Here is a 15,902-nt window from a genome sequence, read left to right on the forward strand (position 1 = left end):
CCGGCTAAACAGAAGATCTTTACATGAAACTGAATATCTTTACATCGTCTCCGATTCGTGGATTAATTCCGGGTTCTTGCGAACCTCATTCGGAGGGAAACCGATCAAGCGTTTGAATGCGATATAAAAGTTATCCGTGCTCTTAAAACCAACCCTCTCCGCAATTTCATAGGTCTTCATTGTACTGTTCATTAATAAGTCCAGTGACTTGTTCACACGATACTGATTAATATACTGGATGAGAACCATACCGGTCTGTTCTTTAAACAAGCGGCTCAAATAGGAGTGATTCAGTCCTACATAATGAGACAGCTCCTCCAAATTCAGATCCCGGTCATAGTATTCATGAATATAATCAATAACCATTCTGATCTTATGATTCATTTTCTGGGAGGCGGCATTCAGATTCTTCTTATACTGGACATACTCTGCCTCCTGCACCAGTAATTCGTATATCTGCTGTTGGGTTTCCGCCTCGAAGAATTCTTCAATCGCAGGAAATTCGTCTATAGTGAGATCTGATTCTGTTTCGCAGGCTTTAATGAACGCATAATGAAGATATGTTGCAATCCTCAGCATTTCCTGTTTCGATATTTGCCGGTTCTGCCGCAGCTCCTCAAACAACCGCTCCATGGATACAAGCACACGGTCCCACTGTTCCTTTTCGATTTCCTGTTTGATGTGCTGAACCTTTTTTTCGAACACATGCTTATTCAAATCCTCTTTTTTGATGGATCCGGGAGCAGAGCCCTCCGCTTGATAAAAAAACACTCCCGATTCATTATCATAGAAATTACTCTCCAGAACCTTTTCCGCTTCTTTTAATGCAATAGGAACATCCAATAAGCTGTTATGCAGCATACTGATCCCAAAGCTGACGTTTATATTCATGAATTTATGCAGTGCATTCTGCACCGTTTTGATCAGATTCCATTGTTCATTGTAAATACTCTGTGCGCTTCGCAGGCTGGAATACGTCTTAAAAATAGCGAAGCCGTTCTGGCGATGCTGAAAAAATTCGACTTCTTCAAACTTGCGAAACACTTCACTCAGGATGTTGTGGATTGAGAAATAGAGCAAATACTCCATATCCTGCTTATATCTCTTCCTCACCTTGGAGAACTGGTCAATCTGAAGAGCAAAGCAAACGAGATTAGGCTCCTGCAGGCGAACGTCATACTCTTTCATTTTCTCTTCAATCTCCCACGTATGCCGTATGGCTCCCTCTGACCATTCCTTAAAAAAAACCGCTTTCATATTAGGTTTAACGCGTTCGGCATTCTGCCGCAGGTTCTCCATTTCATCCGTTTGCTTCCGTTCCCGCATGATCGCTTCACGGGCACGCCGCAGGGTATCAAACATACCTGCCTCATTTAAGCTGGGTTTATGGATATAATCCAAAGCCCCCAGCCGCATTCCCTCCCGTACATACTCAAATTCCTTGTAGCTGCTCAGAATAATGACCTTTGGCGGATCATTCCAGTCCTGAAGTTTCTTAAGTGCCTGCAAGCCATCCATGATAGGCATTTTGATATCCATAAGCACAATGTCCGGCTTGAGTTCGGCAATTTTGACCAGCGCATCCTCACCGTGAGTGGCATCCCCAACCACTTGAAACCCGTACGCCTCCCAATCCAGGGACGTCTTCAAACTCATTCTCATGTAAGATTCATCATCGGCAATAAGGATTTTCATAGGCGCATGTCCTCCTTGGCTGAAGGTTCTTCTGTGCTCATTAATACAGGAATATCGATGAAGATTGTCGTTCCTTCTCCAGGTAAAGTATGAATCTGCACACCATACCTTGAGCCAAAATGAAGCTGTATCCGTTCTGACACGTTCCGCACGCCGATGGAATTCATACCCTCCTGACCCTTGGCTGTATCCATTAGCTCTTTGACTTGTTCCTGACTCATGCCAATTCCGTTGTCCGTGATCATAAACCGGACTCCCTGCTCATGGCGGCGGACGTCAATATTTAAACGATAGGTGTGCTTATCATCCGCGAAACCGTGGAATATAGCGTTTTCAACAAACGGCTGCACGATAAATTTCAGTGTCTGATAGCGCAGAACCTCATCATCGACCTGATAGGTTGCCTCAAAGGTGTTGTAATATCTTAATTCCAGGAGCGATATATAATTCTGGATGAAGGCTATTTCTTCTTCAATCGTTACGAATTCTTTCGTATTCCGGGCCGAGAAAGTCAAGAGCCCAATCAGTGAATCCAGTGTTTCCGTGATGTTATCTGCCATCTGTGCCTGGGACATCCACCTTACTACAGACAAGGTATTATAGAGAAAATGAGGATTGATCTGAGCTTGCAGCGCATTGAGTTCTGCACTCCGCTTTTGATGCTCCTCTTCCTTAATCCTCTGAATCAGCTGCTGAATTTCTTTAGTCATCGTATTAAAGGCATAACCGAGCCGCCCGATTTCATCCTGCCTGTTCATATCAATATGGACATTGAAGTCTCCTATTTCGACTCTCCGCATCATTCGGCTTAATTGTTTGATTGGATTCGTTATCCCCCGGGATACAAGGAGAGCCACGCAAAAAGCAGTAACAATCGTAATCCCCACAATGACCGCGATGAAATTACGGATCTGGTTGACTTCGTGGAACATCGCTTGCTTGTGAATAATGGAATAGAATTTCCAGCCGCTGATATCCGATGTATTATGAACAATATAGTATTCGGGATCATCCTGGCTTACCTGATCTTCTAAATTCAGACCTATCGCACTGCTGTCCGTACTAAACAGAATCTTATTGTTCTCATCTACAATCATCTGTTCGGCTTCGGGTCCCGGATTTAACCCCTGATATAATCTGCGGAGTGCGGCATCCCGGAAGTTCACGATAAACGTACCCAGTTTCTGATTGGTAGCCGGATCCACGATAACCTGCCCTACTGACATGACAGAGCTGTTTCTACTGACCTGCTTCTCCGGATGGAGGCCTACTACGACCGGTTGTCCCCGCTTCTTCTCAATTTGCCGGAACCATGGTTCATCAAACGGCTTATAATCATAGTTATAAATGACCTGATAGCCTTTGCGGTAGGCCACTTCGTTGTTGTCCGCATAAATAACGAGAGAATCAATATCGCTGTTGAACAGAAATATTTTCCGGAAGAATTCGTCATTAATATATTTGAAATCAGAAGATTTCTCATAGAGCGGATACTCATAAGTCCTATAGTCTTTCGACAAAATAGTCAGTAGTTCCTGATCGTAAAACGGGCTTTCCGAGACACGAAGCATGTTCTTCAGGAATGCATCTGTGCTGGTCCTCATCTGCCGGTTCAATTCCCTAAACGAATTAACAATTCTTCCTTCCAGAAATGAAATCGAATAGGTGTAAGAGATGGAACCGATTAAGATAAGCGGAATAATGATCAAGAATACATAGGTAAGAAACAGCTTCTGATTCATGCTGCGGTCTTTAAACTTGATAGATCTCATTTCATTCCCCACCGTTCGCTGCAAGTAAAAAAAAGATTGAATCCGTATTTTTGGAATCAATCATAGCATAAATTCATCGACTCATTTAGACATTATTTAACATATTATAATAAGATTCGACAATATTAGAGTAGTTTATTTCACCGTGCCGAATGATCATATCTGCTCCCTGCATCGAAACATTCTCTCCTACGCCTACGGCGAACATTCCTGCATCTTTGATGGCCTGAATCCCCGCTTGGGCATCTTCAATCCCGATGCAGCTCTTCGGGGGAACACCAAGCTGGGCAGCTGCGGTCAGAAATATCTCCGGATCAGGCTTGCCTTTCTTTAACGTCCCGGGATCGACAATCACATCGAAGCAGTCCGCGATCTGCAGCCTCTTAACGATGGCAGGCGCATTATGGCTTGCCGAAGCCAGCCCGATTCTTAAAGATGCTTCGAGTATATCGTGCAACAGCCGGGCGATACCGGGAAGCAGATCAGCCGGTGTAATCTGTTCGATGAGCTGTTTGTAATGCTCATTCTTCCGGTCAGCAAGCATGAGCTTCTCTGCTTCGCTGTATCCCCGGAAATCCTTCGAGTTCTCCAGTATCAGTTCCAGGGATTGCATACGGCTAACCCCCTTCAGACGTTCATTATACGAACGGTCAAAAGGAATTCCGAGCTCCAAGGCAAGCTGTCCCCAGGCTAGATAATGATATTCTGCCGAGTCCACAATTACGCCGTCCAGATCAAAAATAAAGGCTTTAACTGAGCTGTTCAAGCGTAGTTCCCCCTTTTTGATAGCGGAACGGTGAGCGATTCTTTAGCATTCAGCATATAGTCCCGTCCCTCAACCGCCAGTTGCAGAGATGTATTCAGATCTGTCAGCTTCGTAACCTCCACAGCCTCATGTGTAATATGAATCTTCAGAAGATCACCCTGCCAATATAACGGATATGAAAGCGAATCCCATTCTTTCGGAAGGCGAGGATGAATACGAAGCTGACCATTCAGCGCACGCACTCCGCCGAACCCGAACACTGCGCACTTCCATATCCCGCCGATGGATGCTGTGTGTATGCCTTGATCGGAGGACTTCATGTTCCGGCCAAGATCTATACCTGCTGCCAGCTCATAGAGCCGGTATGCAAGCTCTGTTTCACCCAAATCGGAGGCCAGGATGCTGTGCGTTGCCAAGCTGAGTGAAGAATCATGCAGCGTCTTCGGCTCATAATACCTCCAGTTCGCCTGCTTCACCTCATAGCTGAAACGATGTTCAAGCAGATAAAAAAGAATCATTACATCTGCCTGCTTGGACACTTGAAATTGACTTAACTGGTCCATATTATAATCTTCCAGGATCAGTGCCACTTCCTGCTGATTGCGATACTTCGTCAAATCAATACATGTTTTGCTCAAATACGTATCATCCTGCGGAATAAGCAGATCGGTCTCTCTCGGATGTGGCAAATAAATATGCTCTGCCTTGAGTTTCCACTCTTTATAAGCCTTATCCAGCTGCAGCCGTTCTCTTAGCTGTGTCCACATTTCCGATGGCTGGTGTTCCAGCTTCTCATAACATTCAATGGCGGTCTGCAAATTCCAATGTGCCATATAGTTCGTGAAAGCATTATTATCCACATGCTCTTTGTATTCATCAGGTCCGATCACATCTCTGATTTCGAAGCATTTGCGTACTTCGTTCCAGGTCAGCCGGCTTGCCCAGAAGGTCGCCGTCTCCATAATGATTTCGTACCCCTTCGAATCCATGAAGCCCTGATCTCCTGTTGCCAGATAGTACTGCCACACCCCGAAAGCCACATCGCTTGTAATGTGCTGTTCGATTAATCCCGTCCATATCCGGGTGGGTGTTCCCGTGACCACATCTACCGGCCCCCACTCAGGAGTCACTTCATCTCCGGTCAGAGCGGATTCCCAGGGATACATAGCCCCTTTATAACCGTTCTCTTTCGCTTTCCTCCGTGCCCCATCCAATGTATGATACCGGTACTCCACCAGATTGAGGGCCATACCGGGACTCGTGAACAAGAAGTAGGGCAGTATGAAAATTTCTGTGTCCCAGAAGGAATGGCCCTTGTAGCCTTCACCCGTCAAGCCTTTGGCAGCAATGCCGAAACGGTTATCATGCTCCGGAGCCATGATCACAAGATGATATTGCGCAAAGCGGATTGCCAGCTGATCGAACTCCCTCTCAGTCGCAATCTGAATATCCATCGCTGCCCATTTCTCCTGCCACGCTTTTGCGCTGTCCTGCAGAAGCTTTTCATACCCTTTCATGGACTCAAGACGCAATTCATCTAATGCAGCCTCGCACAGATTCCAGGGGGTCTGCCGCCCGTGATCAAGATCCTGCGAGGTATGAATGTTCGCGATTTTCTCGAATACCAAGGTCTTACCTGCTTCAACCCGGAACGTGTACCCGGTGGATACCTTTCTCCGTTCTATGGATAAACGCGGTTCAGCTGTAATCTCCGAGTCATCCAGAAGGAACCGGTGGTGGCAATGAGTTACCACATGGATGTTTGACTCAGTGGTTACGGCCGCATATTGGAGCATTTTTTTATCATGAATGCGTTTATCTCCTTCAGCAAAATGCTGTGCACCGGAATTGGTAACCTGTCCGTTAATTCCGGAGCGTATTGAGATTTCTGCAGCTGCCGTACACGGTGTCAACTCGACCCGCATACCCAACACATGCTTGTTATGTAAAGATACGAATCTGCGGAAGACTATCTCAAAGGTACTTCCTCTGCCATTGCGCCACAGGACACGCCGGTTCAGTTCCGCCGTTTGGAGATTCAAGGTACGCGAATACTCTTCTACCTGTCCTTTCTCCAAATGAAAACCTTCACCGTCAAGCCAAATGCCCAGCTCCGTAACATCCGCTAAATTAGGCAGCTCTGTTACCTCCGAAGCGCCGGATATATTGAAGGTTCCTGCTACAAAACAATTGCGGGTTTCTTGAGGATAGGACTCCTCCGTACAGGATCTGATTCCCATATATCCGTTACCCAAGCTCATAATCGTCTCGTATTTGCCTAAATTCTGCACATGAAATGAATCTTCACCAATGACCCAGTTCCGCAGCTCTCCTGTGCCCATATCATATCTCAGCACCACAATAACCTCCTACTCTCTCTTTGGCAGTTTATTCTTTCGTCAGCCCTTCAGGCCTGTCGTTGCAATTCCTTGCACAAGGTGACGCTGGAAGATCAGAAACACAACGATAATCGGCAGCGTAAGCAGCACAACCCCGGTCATGGTAAGGTTCGGCCATTCGAAATAACGGTTCTTGAGGGTATTCAGACCCACCGTTAATACGTACCACCGGCTGTCATTGACCAGCGTAACCGGCCATACGAACGAATTCCAGGTTCCCGTGAAGCTGAATATAATTTGTGTTCCGATCGCTCCTTTGGATAACGGCAGGATAATCCGGAAGAAGATGCCGATCTTGGTCAGCCCGTCTACTTCCGCCGCTTCTTCCAGCTCTTTCGGAATACTCAGCATGAACTGCCGCATCAGAAAGACAAGAAAGCCCTGAAACATAAATGGAATAATTAAACCCTGATAGCTGTTCAGCCATCCTAACTTCACAATCATGGAATAGATCGGAATAATCGTAATCTGATAAGGAATCATCATCATTCCGATAATGATAAAAAAGATTAATCCCCGCCCGGGATAGTGCAATCTGGACAGCGAATAGGCCGCCATGGTGTTCACGGCGAGATTCCCAATCAGGATGCCGAGTGTAACAACAATGGAGTTAATGTACCAGATCGTCATATCCGAGTTAACGAATACGTCTTTATAGTTCTCAAAGGTTAACCGGGCCACACCCACCCAGTGGCCGATGTCGCTTTTACCCAGTAGTGAAGTGTATATGGCATATCCAAACGGCAGGATGAAAAAGATGGAGCATAGGGACAACAGGGCATAACGGATACTTGTCTTTCCTGCATTACTCATCTCTTAGATGTCCTCCTTTACAAAGCGTTTCTGAATAATCGTTAAAAGAATAATTAGTGCGAAGATAATAAAGGCTGCAGCACTGCCATATCCCGCCCGGTTGAAGCTGAATGCCTGGCTGTAAAAATAAATAACAATGGTACTCGTTGCACCGGCGGGACTGCCAAGTGAACCGTTGCGGGCGAGTGCATAAGGCTGGTCAAACAGCTGCATCGCATAAATTAAGCCTGAGGTTAAGACAAGAAAGGTTGTCGGCTTCAGCATCGGAATCGTGATATAGCGGAGACGCTGCCATGCATTGGCCCCATCTACCATTCCCGACTCATAGATATCGTAAGGAATGTTCTGTAAGCCTCCCAGATATACAACCACATAGAAGCCTACATAAGTCCAAACGGTAATTAATATGAGGAAGGGCAGCGCATATTTGGTACTGGCGTACCAGGATACGTCCTCCATTCCGAACAGGGTAAAAAATTTCGTTGCAATCCCGTCCTGCTGCATAAACAAATACATAAATACGGTCGTAACCGCCACTGTGGAGGTGATATAAGGCAGGTAGAACAACGTACGGAACGTTGTCTTGAGGCGTGTGATCTTGTTCAAGCCCACGGCGATAAGCAAGGCTATCACCGACTGCAGCGGCACCGCAACTGCCGTTATAATGGCTGAATTTTTTAGCGCTCCCCAGAAATCGCTGTCTTTCAGCATCTCCTTATAATTCTGCAGTCCGATAAATGTTGCAGCATCGGGATTTAAGAAGCTGATATCCTGAAAGCTGTATACAAAAGACTGTATTAAAGGATAGTAAAACCAAATCCCCATAAAAATAAGGATCGGCGCTACGAATAAATAGCCTACAAATTTAGATGAAGAAGCTAACCTCACCCATAGCTGTGATGGCGAACGCCCCACTTTCAAACTTGTTTCTCTGCCATGCTCCATCTCTGTATCCTCCTTCAAGTTTCCCTGAAACAGCATGCTGTGTTCGAATCCGATCAGGTATATTCATCATAAAAGGCGGCAGAACCTGCGAAAACAGAGGATATTTACTTGCCGCCGAGGATTTTTACTTGGCCCTGTCCACTTGGAAATAAACAGGTAAATCAGAGAGTTCTCTTCACAGTCACAAAAAAAGAAAGCGACCTGTCCACAGACAAGCCGCTTTCTATTAGTCGAACGATTTAAAGGTTATCCTCCTCTGTTTTACTCAACAGATCCGCCAGCTTTCCCGTATACTTCCCTTTTATATGCAGCATCCGTTCATTTTCTAAATCGATATAAAGGCCGAATCTGCCGAAAAAAGCTTTTGCTTCGCTGGATTCCTTAGGAATTATACTCGCTTCGTTAGCATTCGGCGGCCTTTCATACGGGTTAAGCGAAGGTGGAGAAGGGTGGACTACGGTGAAGACGATCAACAAGCAAATAACAGGAGGACTGCGGTTTATGAAGTGACCCCTGTCAAGTAGACAGAAATTAAAAAAGCAGCCTGAGTTCGGTATTCATAGGGACTCAGGTTGTTTAGTTTCGTTTGGAAACGTGCATGGTTGTAAAAGTGGATATATTGCTGAACAGCATGCTCCACCTGCCTAGAAGAATGAAAGGAGTGGAGGTAGAAACACTCGATTTTAAAATGACTAAAGAAGTTCTCCATGCAGGCATTGTCCCAGCAGTTTCCCTTTCTGGACATACTGGCCTTTATACCGTATTGCTTAATCAGATTGCTGTATTGGCGGCTAGTGTACTGAAAGCCTTGGTCGCTGTGCAAAAGAACACCTCGGGTATCCCGCCGTTTCCTCGCCTTTTTGACCGTATCAAACACCAGCTTTAAATCGTTTCTAGGGCTGACCTGGTACGCTACAATTTCATTGTTAAAGAGATCTTTAATCGCAGAAAGGTAGATCCTTTGCCCCTTGAAGATTAGGTAGGTAATATCCGTTACCCACTTTCGGTTCGGCTGGTCTGCTGTAAACTCTCTGTTTAGGTGATTCTCAGAGATAACGTAAGCCTCTTTCTTGCCGTAGTACGGCCTTTTCCTGCGGCGAATAACTGCCTGAAGTCCTAGTTCGCTCATGAGTCGCTGTACACGCTTATGCTTCATGTGGATGGCGTAGGTACGCTTCAGCCAAATCTTCACTCTGCGGTATCCATAAATTCCTTTGAGCTTCTTATGGCATTCCATTATTTTAAGCTTCATGGCTTCGTCTTCGTGTTGCTTGGGTGAAATGAACGTTTGTCGGTTCATCCATTTGTAAAAACCGCTTCTAGATACCCCAGCCAGTTTACATAGTAGGGTAATGTTATATTTCTTATGGAGCAACTCCTGAATCACTTCAAACTTTTTGTTGCTCGGAACAGCATCCATTCCTCCCTTCACATCTCCAAGAGCTTTTTTAACATTTCATTTTCCGCCTCGAGCCGTTTGATCTTGACCTCTGGATCTTCGGGACGTGTTCGGGGTCTGCCTATTCCCGATCCTTTCGCTTTACCCCGTTTTTCTTCAAGACCCTTCAATCCCTCCACCTTAAAGTGCTTCACCCATCGGCGAACCAAGGAATCGTTAATCCCCATTTCACGTGCTACACTTTTATATCCCAACCCCTTTTTGAGGTAGAGGTCTACTGTCTTTTTCTTAAACTTCTCATCGTACGTTTTCCTCATTTCGCCCATAAAAAATCCCCTCCATAGTAGACAGAATAATCGGCTTGCCATAACTTCAGAGATCTACAACGACAAAAGCCGTCGGCCCATTTGGCAGACGGCACTTTTGCAAATATGATTAGATTACGAGACAACTCTTTTCCTAGGTGAAAAAACTCATGATACAGCTTCGTAGCGCTCTATTCATCCGAATCAAGCATGTCTATTAGGACCTTCCCTATATTCCCAAGGTCGATTCCCTCTGCATTACTGAGCAGAATGACCACTGTCCCCTGAGACATATCTCTCCAAATCTCAGAAGAGAACCCATTAATTGCCCCATTATGTGCATACACCATCCCCTTTGGATCGGGTATTCCCCATCCCAAGGCGTACCCAGCCAGATTCGGTTTGCGCATTCTTTCCCATGATTGTTCACTGAGAATTGTCCCGTTCTCAAGCCCCAGAAGCCACTTATGAAGGTCCTGCACAGTGGAATATATTCCACCCGCGGAATAAGGAACAGTCATATCAATTGGCTCGGCTGTCACCGAGCTGTCAGTAGTAATAAAGGAATACCCCACTGCAACATCTGCATGGATGTTGTCTTTGGTCAGATAACCTGATCTTTGCATGCCCAGCGGCGTGAAAATATGTTCATTTAAATAATCGCTGTACGATTGTCCGCTAACCTGTTCGATCACGGCTCCCAGCAGTATGTACCCGGAATTACTGTAGGCGAACTGGCTGCCCGGTTCAAATTCCAAAGGCTTGTCTTTGAATTTGGCAATGAGTCCGTCAACGCTCACCCGGACGTTTGATGTACTGAAGAAATCCGGGAAACTGGTGTAATTGGGGATTCCGGACGTGTGGGTTAACAAGTGGTACAGTGTAACTTTATCATTAGGATAATCTTTAATGTATGTACTTACGGGATCATCCACGCTCAGCTTGTCAGCCTCTTGAAGCTGTAAGATCGCTGCAGCGGTAAACGCTTTGGTAAGAGAGCCTATTTGATGGACCGTGTCAGGTCCATTTGGGAGTTTCTTGCCATAGTCCCCCATGTTGTAACCTTTGGCAATGACCACATGGTTATCTTTGACAAGCAGCACAGATCCCGAATAGTTCATCTTGGACATAAACTGATCCAGCTTTTCTTCAAAATTTTCCTTGTGTACCGGTTCATTCCGGACCGTCTCATTCCGGACTGTTTCATTCTCTTTCGGCAGTGTATTATTAACACTTTTAACGCTGTTGTTAGAACAGGACACCAGCACCAAAACCAAACCAAAGATAACAGCGTGCTTCAAATAATAAAACAATCAAACACCCCCATCATCTGCCGCATTTCTATGAACTTATACTCAACAGATCCGCCAGCTTTTCCGCATACTTCCCTCTTATATGCAGCATTCTTTCAGAATCAGCGTAAGTAACCTTCATTCGATAAGTTGGTGGACCCACATCGACAGCTCCGCGCAATTTTTTCACATGACTGATAGCCTCTTCGAATATTTGAATACTTTCTGGGTCTGTGTAAGTGAATTCCGTTGTTTCAGACACAAGGGTAACGCTGACAATCTCTTTCTCCGATTTGACTAACACCAATAATAGACCCAGCAAGATCATCAGTGAAGTGGCAATGATGCTAAACCTTTTCATAACCTCCCCCCTTCCACCTATCTCCTACCTGCCATAGGATCATGTAAAGTTATCACTTGTCTGGGAAACAGTTTATCGTAGGCATGAAGATCGATAGCTTCCACATAGGGATAGCTGTCCAGAAGGAGACGTTGACCGGTAGTACCTGAATGGCAGGCAGGCCAATGCGGCAGCAAAGAATTGTTCGGATCACCGGTAAGAATAAAGGTCATCCAGGTCTCATGCATGAGCCGGGACATATAGGCATGCTCCGGAACATAGCCTTCTGCTTTTTCTATATTATCCACTCCAAAAAGATAGGCCATCTCCGAGGAATGATCGGGTACGCCATGTCCGCTGAAATCCCACCGGTAACACCATACCTTTGAACCATAATCCGCCAGGAGCTGTGTTAAACTCAGGCTTGCATTGCCATACATATATCGGGTCTGTAGGGTGGCGAAAGCCGAACCGGGACTCATAGTCTCACGAAGCTCTCTGTATTGGCCCAGGAGATACCCGCTGTTGTATCCATAGCTGTATAACAGCTTATCCGGAACTTCAGCTTCATTAAATGCTTCATGCGGATCAGCCTGACCAAGTTCCTCCCTGTTATAACCGATTAGCACTGGAATACCTGCTAACCTGCCTGTGGAGATGAAGCTTTCCGGTGGTTCCTCCAGCACATGACCGTCTACAACAGGACCGAACAAGTGGACGGGCAACCTATGCTCATATGCTTTTATCTGCCCGTTTAATAATTCCTCCGCGCTTAGACTCAAGAGCTGCTGCATACCGTTTTCACCCAGATCAAGGGCATCTACTATTAATGAAGCCAGGGCTGCTGCCGTAGCCCGATCGCGTATGCACTGAATTCCGCCGCTTTGAATAATGACCTTGTGGAACAACCCCTGAGCCCGTGGAGTCACCATCAGAGCCGCCGCTGATTTTCCGCCTGCGGATTGACCCATTAGAGTGACATTCTCCGGATCCCCTCCAAATGCGGCAATATTATCTCTGACCCATTGGAGAGCGAATAGCTGATCCAGCAGGCCGCAATTTCCGGATTCCGCATATTCTTCGCCCAGCCTGTCTCCCAGATACAAATAGCCGAAAGCCCCCAGCCGGTAGTTCGGAGCAACCATTACGGCGTCCTTGTCTCGAATCAAACGATGACCTGCTGAAAACTCATCAGAATTGGAACCTTCAATGTGTCCACCGCCATGAATATAAACAATAACCGGGCGTTTCTTACCGTCAATCCCCGGTGTCCATACATTTAAATTCAAGCAGTCCTCTGAATAAACATATCCTTCCTCCTGCTGGTGCTGTATTGCCCGGTTACCATAGAACTTCGCCTCGAATACTCCATCCCAGGCCTCCGGGGCTACCGGCGGCTTAAATCTTAATGCCCCAACGGGTGCCCGGGCATAAGGAATCCCCTTGAATACAATCATATCTTTCTCTTTGTAACCCCTGACCTTCCCGGATTTGGTTTCTGTAAACAAACTGGCCCCTCCTTCCATGTGCCTTGAGCCTTGCGTATTATCCAAATTATAACATCATGTTTCAAATGATTTACATGGAAATCATGACAATCCAAGCATGACTGGAATTATTCCCTGTTATAAATAAAAACCGGGCTCCGCCTGTTATCAGACGAAACCCGGTTCTGTATTAAAGTAAACTAATTATTCCCCTCATCGCACTCGAATCCATACTGACATTTCACCCGGATTTCGGTTACCCTACAAATAATATTGATTCTAATAAACCGATCAACATATAGACAGTTTTTTTATTCTATCTTCCTCAATGATAAAATGGTACTTTAACAAAAGTGGATTAGGCAAATCCGTTTTATCATAAGTCCCATCCAACTTGAAGGTTACAATAATCTCGCCATTTACCTGGTTCATTTCTCTTGGTTCCAAGGTGACATTCGCCCCGAAATGATACTGATCGCTCCAGTCTTTAATCTCTTGTTTCCCGTAATACTTTTTCCCTTCGTCCAATACAATCGCATCTTTCGCGAAGCAATCCACAAATGAGGCCGGATCGGGTGTATTCGACGCTTCAATATAGTTTAAGATAACTGAAGGAAGTTGATTTAAGTACATGTATTAACCACCTCATGATTCAGATCAAATGTATGCAATTTAAACTGTAGGTATTGTTCCACCATCAATAACATATTCGCTACCTGTAATGGATGCTGCACGATCCGACACTAAAAAGGCAACCAGTTCAGCTACTTCCTCCGGTAATCCTGGCCGACCGATTGGAATCCCTCCAAGTGACTCCATAAGGTTCTGAAGCGCACTTTCTCTGCTGCCTGTCACAGAAGCAATCCGATTAATCATGGCATCCGCTGCTTCAGTCTGAATAAATCCTGGGGACAATGCATTAATTCGAATTCCTTGAGGAGAAAATTGATTCGACAGCCCTTTGCTGTAATTCGCAAGAGCAGCTTTGGCAGCAGCATATGCTAACGTTGTTTCATAAAGTGGTAATTTTCTTTGAATGGACGTGAAGTGAAGGATAACGCCTGACTTCTTCTCCAGCATAAGCGAAATTAAACCGCGGTCAAGCCGAACTGCAGCGAGAAGATTCCAATTTAATGCTTGAAGCCAATCCTCATCGCTTAAAGTTAGTGCTCCTCCAGGAGGTGTCGTTGATCCGCCTACACAGTGAACAATAATGTCGATACTTCCCCATTGGTCTTTTACAGCTTGGATTACTTGCTCTACTCCCTCTTTTGTTGCCAGATCAGCCTGGACAAATGCGACAGAATCAGGCAAATCTTTTGGTTTAGAACGGGCAGTGGTCAGAACCTCGGCTCCGCTGTTTGCAAGTCTGCGTACAACAGCTTGCCCCATTCCTTTTGTTCCACCCGTTACCAGCACTTTCTTTCCTGCAAATTCAGCAGATGAATACTCAAATACTTTATTCACATCTATTCCTCCTAATTAGCTACAGCAATTGAACTCAAGCCCTTTCAAAATACCGCACAAGAGAAGAGCTAACTTTAGCGTACACTTGACCTCTTATACTGTCCAATCTATTATAATAATGAAATACATGAATAATATTAATAAAGGAAAGAGGCTGATTTATGGAGCTTACACAATTAGGATATTTTATGGTTGTCGCTGAGCTTCAACATATGACGTTGGCGGCCAAAAAACTTGGCATCACCCAGCCAGCGTTGAGCCATGCGATAGCTAAGCTTGAGATTGAGGTGGGGGCTCCCTTATTTGAGCGAAACGGGCGCAATTTAAAACTTAACCAAAACGGCCATATATTCTCTAAATGGGTTGGTAAAGCGTTGCACAACATCGAAAGCGGGATACAGGAGATTGAAGAAGGAACCAATCCGGATACAGGAGTCATCACACTGTCGTATCTGAACATACTTGGCGTAGATTTGATCCCTAATATAGTGCGAAGTTATCAATTAAATAATCCTAAGATTCGTTTTGAACTGACGCAAGGTAACCTTGGGGATATTGACGAGCATTTAGCACAAGGATTATCGGATATTATCATTACATCCAAGGAGTCCGTGCTGGACAATCATCAATGGGAGACCATTCAAGAAGTGCCTTTATATATTGTTGTATCCGCTCAGCACAAATTTGCAAATTGCTCGGCTTTAAGCTTGGCTGAACTATCTGGAGAGCCTTTTATTGGTTTAAAAAACAACTGTGGATTAAAAGCGACCATTATGTCTCGTTTCCAACATACCGGTTTTGTACTGGATTCTGCATATGAAGCAGAGGATTTATTCACAGTAGCAGGATTTATTAAATCCGGTCTCGGGGTATCGGTACTGCCAAAAACAATGGGATTAATGCTGAATGACCTGGCTTGGATACCGATCCTTGATGAAGGCTGGCGCTGGGAAATCGGCTTAAAGTGGAGAGAAATTAGTTATATTTCGCCGGCTGCCAGGAGATTTATTGATTACATCAAACAAACTTCTATTGGTTAGCACTACTAAGAATTCTAGAGATTTCTGCGTAAGTTCTCCAACCCCTTGGTAATCTCCCGGTGCATCCTCTCTTTCGCGCCAATACTAAATGTAATCATCAATCGAGTAGGAGGGGGCGGCGAGCCCCCGACCTCTCACACCACCGTACGTACCGTTCGGTATACGGCGGTTCATGGAATATT

General features: G+C 45.3%; 14 protein-coding genes. 1 reads left to right on the top strand and 13 read right to left on the bottom strand.

Annotated elements, in window-relative coordinates; all coding sequences use genetic code 11:
- Positions 1 to 39: 39 nt before the first annotated feature.
- The 13 genes from ACAN55_RS22965 to ACAN55_RS23025 all read right to left on the bottom strand — a co-directional run bounded on the left by ACAN55_RS22965 (position 40) and on the right by ACAN55_RS23025 (position 14,680).
- Positions 40 to 1,695, bottom strand: a complete 1,656-nt coding sequence (locus tag ACAN55_RS22965) for a response regulator transcription factor (RefSeq protein ID WP_379138573.1) — start codon at positions 1,693 to 1,695, stop codon at positions 40 to 42.
- The gene (locus ACAN55_RS22970) at positions 1,692 to 3,467 is read right to left on the bottom strand and encodes a sensor histidine kinase (RefSeq protein WP_379138576.1); all 1,776 of its coding nucleotides are present in this window, start codon (positions 3,465 to 3,467) and stop codon (positions 1,692 to 1,694) included. The genes ACAN55_RS22965 and ACAN55_RS22970 overlap by 4 nt, the downstream gene beginning before the upstream one ends.
- Before the next feature lie 85 nt (positions 3,468 to 3,552).
- A complete protein-coding gene (pgmB, locus tag ACAN55_RS22975) occupies positions 3,553 to 4,233 on the bottom strand; it encodes a beta-phosphoglucomutase (protein WP_379138579.1) in 681 nt (226 codons plus the stop codon).
- Positions 4,230 to 6,590 carry a glycoside hydrolase family 65 protein gene (locus tag ACAN55_RS22980; protein WP_379138582.1) on the bottom strand — a complete coding sequence of 787 codons (2,361 nt, stop codon included), beginning with the start codon at positions 6,588 to 6,590 and terminating at the stop codon, positions 4,230 to 4,232. Before ACAN55_RS22980 ends, pgmB begins: the two co-directional genes overlap by 4 nt.
- A gap of 42 nt (positions 6,591 to 6,632) precedes the next feature.
- Positions 6,633 to 7,445, bottom strand: coding sequence for a carbohydrate ABC transporter permease (locus ACAN55_RS22985; RefSeq protein ID WP_379138584.1), 813 nt, complete (start codon positions 7,443 to 7,445; stop codon positions 6,633 to 6,635).
- A 3-nt stretch (positions 7,446 to 7,448) separates the two neighbouring features.
- The gene (locus tag ACAN55_RS22990; RefSeq protein ID WP_379138587.1) at positions 7,449 to 8,390 is read right to left on the bottom strand and encodes a carbohydrate ABC transporter permease; all 942 of its coding nucleotides are present in this window, start codon (positions 8,388 to 8,390) and stop codon (positions 7,449 to 7,451) included.
- Between the two features lie 499 nt (positions 8,391 to 8,889).
- The gene (locus tag ACAN55_RS22995; protein ID WP_379138590.1) at positions 8,890 to 9,810 is read right to left on the bottom strand and encodes an IS3 family transposase; all 921 of its coding nucleotides are present in this window, start codon (positions 9,808 to 9,810) and stop codon (positions 8,890 to 8,892) included.
- Positions 9,811 to 9,818: 8 nt separating this feature from the next.
- Positions 9,819 to 10,115, bottom strand: a complete 297-nt coding sequence (locus tag ACAN55_RS23000; RefSeq protein WP_379138593.1) for a transposase — start codon at positions 10,113 to 10,115, stop codon at positions 9,819 to 9,821.
- 170 nt (positions 10,116 to 10,285) lie between these two features.
- Entirely contained in the window at positions 10,286 to 11,407 is a 1,122-nt protein-coding gene (locus ACAN55_RS23005; RefSeq protein WP_379138596.1) for a serine hydrolase domain-containing protein, read from the bottom strand.
- Positions 11,408 to 11,435: 28 nt separating this feature from the next.
- Positions 11,436 to 11,747, bottom strand: coding sequence for a YhfM domain-containing protein (locus tag ACAN55_RS23010; protein ID WP_379138598.1), 312 nt, complete (start codon positions 11,745 to 11,747; stop codon positions 11,436 to 11,438).
- Between the two features lie 17 nt (positions 11,748 to 11,764).
- Positions 11,765 to 13,234 (bottom strand): carboxylesterase/lipase family protein, encoded by a 1,470-nt coding sequence (locus ACAN55_RS23015; protein ID WP_379138600.1) that lies wholly within the window; start codon positions 13,232 to 13,234, stop codon positions 11,765 to 11,767.
- A 270-nt stretch (positions 13,235 to 13,504) separates the two neighbouring features.
- On the bottom strand, positions 13,505 to 13,846 hold the full coding sequence (locus tag ACAN55_RS23020; RefSeq protein WP_379138603.1) for a nuclear transport factor 2-like protein: 342 nt from the start codon (positions 13,844 to 13,846) through the stop codon (positions 13,505 to 13,507).
- Positions 13,847 to 13,885: 39 nt separating this feature from the next.
- Positions 13,886 to 14,680: an SDR family oxidoreductase gene (locus ACAN55_RS23025; RefSeq protein WP_379138606.1), complete on the bottom strand. Its 795-nt coding sequence runs from the start codon at positions 14,678 to 14,680 to the stop codon at positions 13,886 to 13,888.
- Positions 14,681 to 14,841: 161 nt separating this feature from the next.
- Between ACAN55_RS23025 and ACAN55_RS23030 the strand changes: the two genes are divergently transcribed.
- Positions 14,842 to 15,720 carry a LysR family transcriptional regulator gene (locus tag ACAN55_RS23030; protein ID WP_379138609.1) on the top strand — a complete coding sequence of 293 codons (879 nt, stop codon included), beginning with the start codon at positions 14,842 to 14,844 and terminating at the stop codon, positions 15,718 to 15,720.
- The last annotated feature ends 182 nt before the right edge of the window (positions 15,721 to 15,902 follow it).

Origin of the sequence: Paenibacillus oryziterrae (genome assembly GCF_042610485.1) — a bacterium.
GTDB lineage: Bacteria > Bacillota > Bacilli > Paenibacillales > Paenibacillaceae > Paenibacillus_AQ.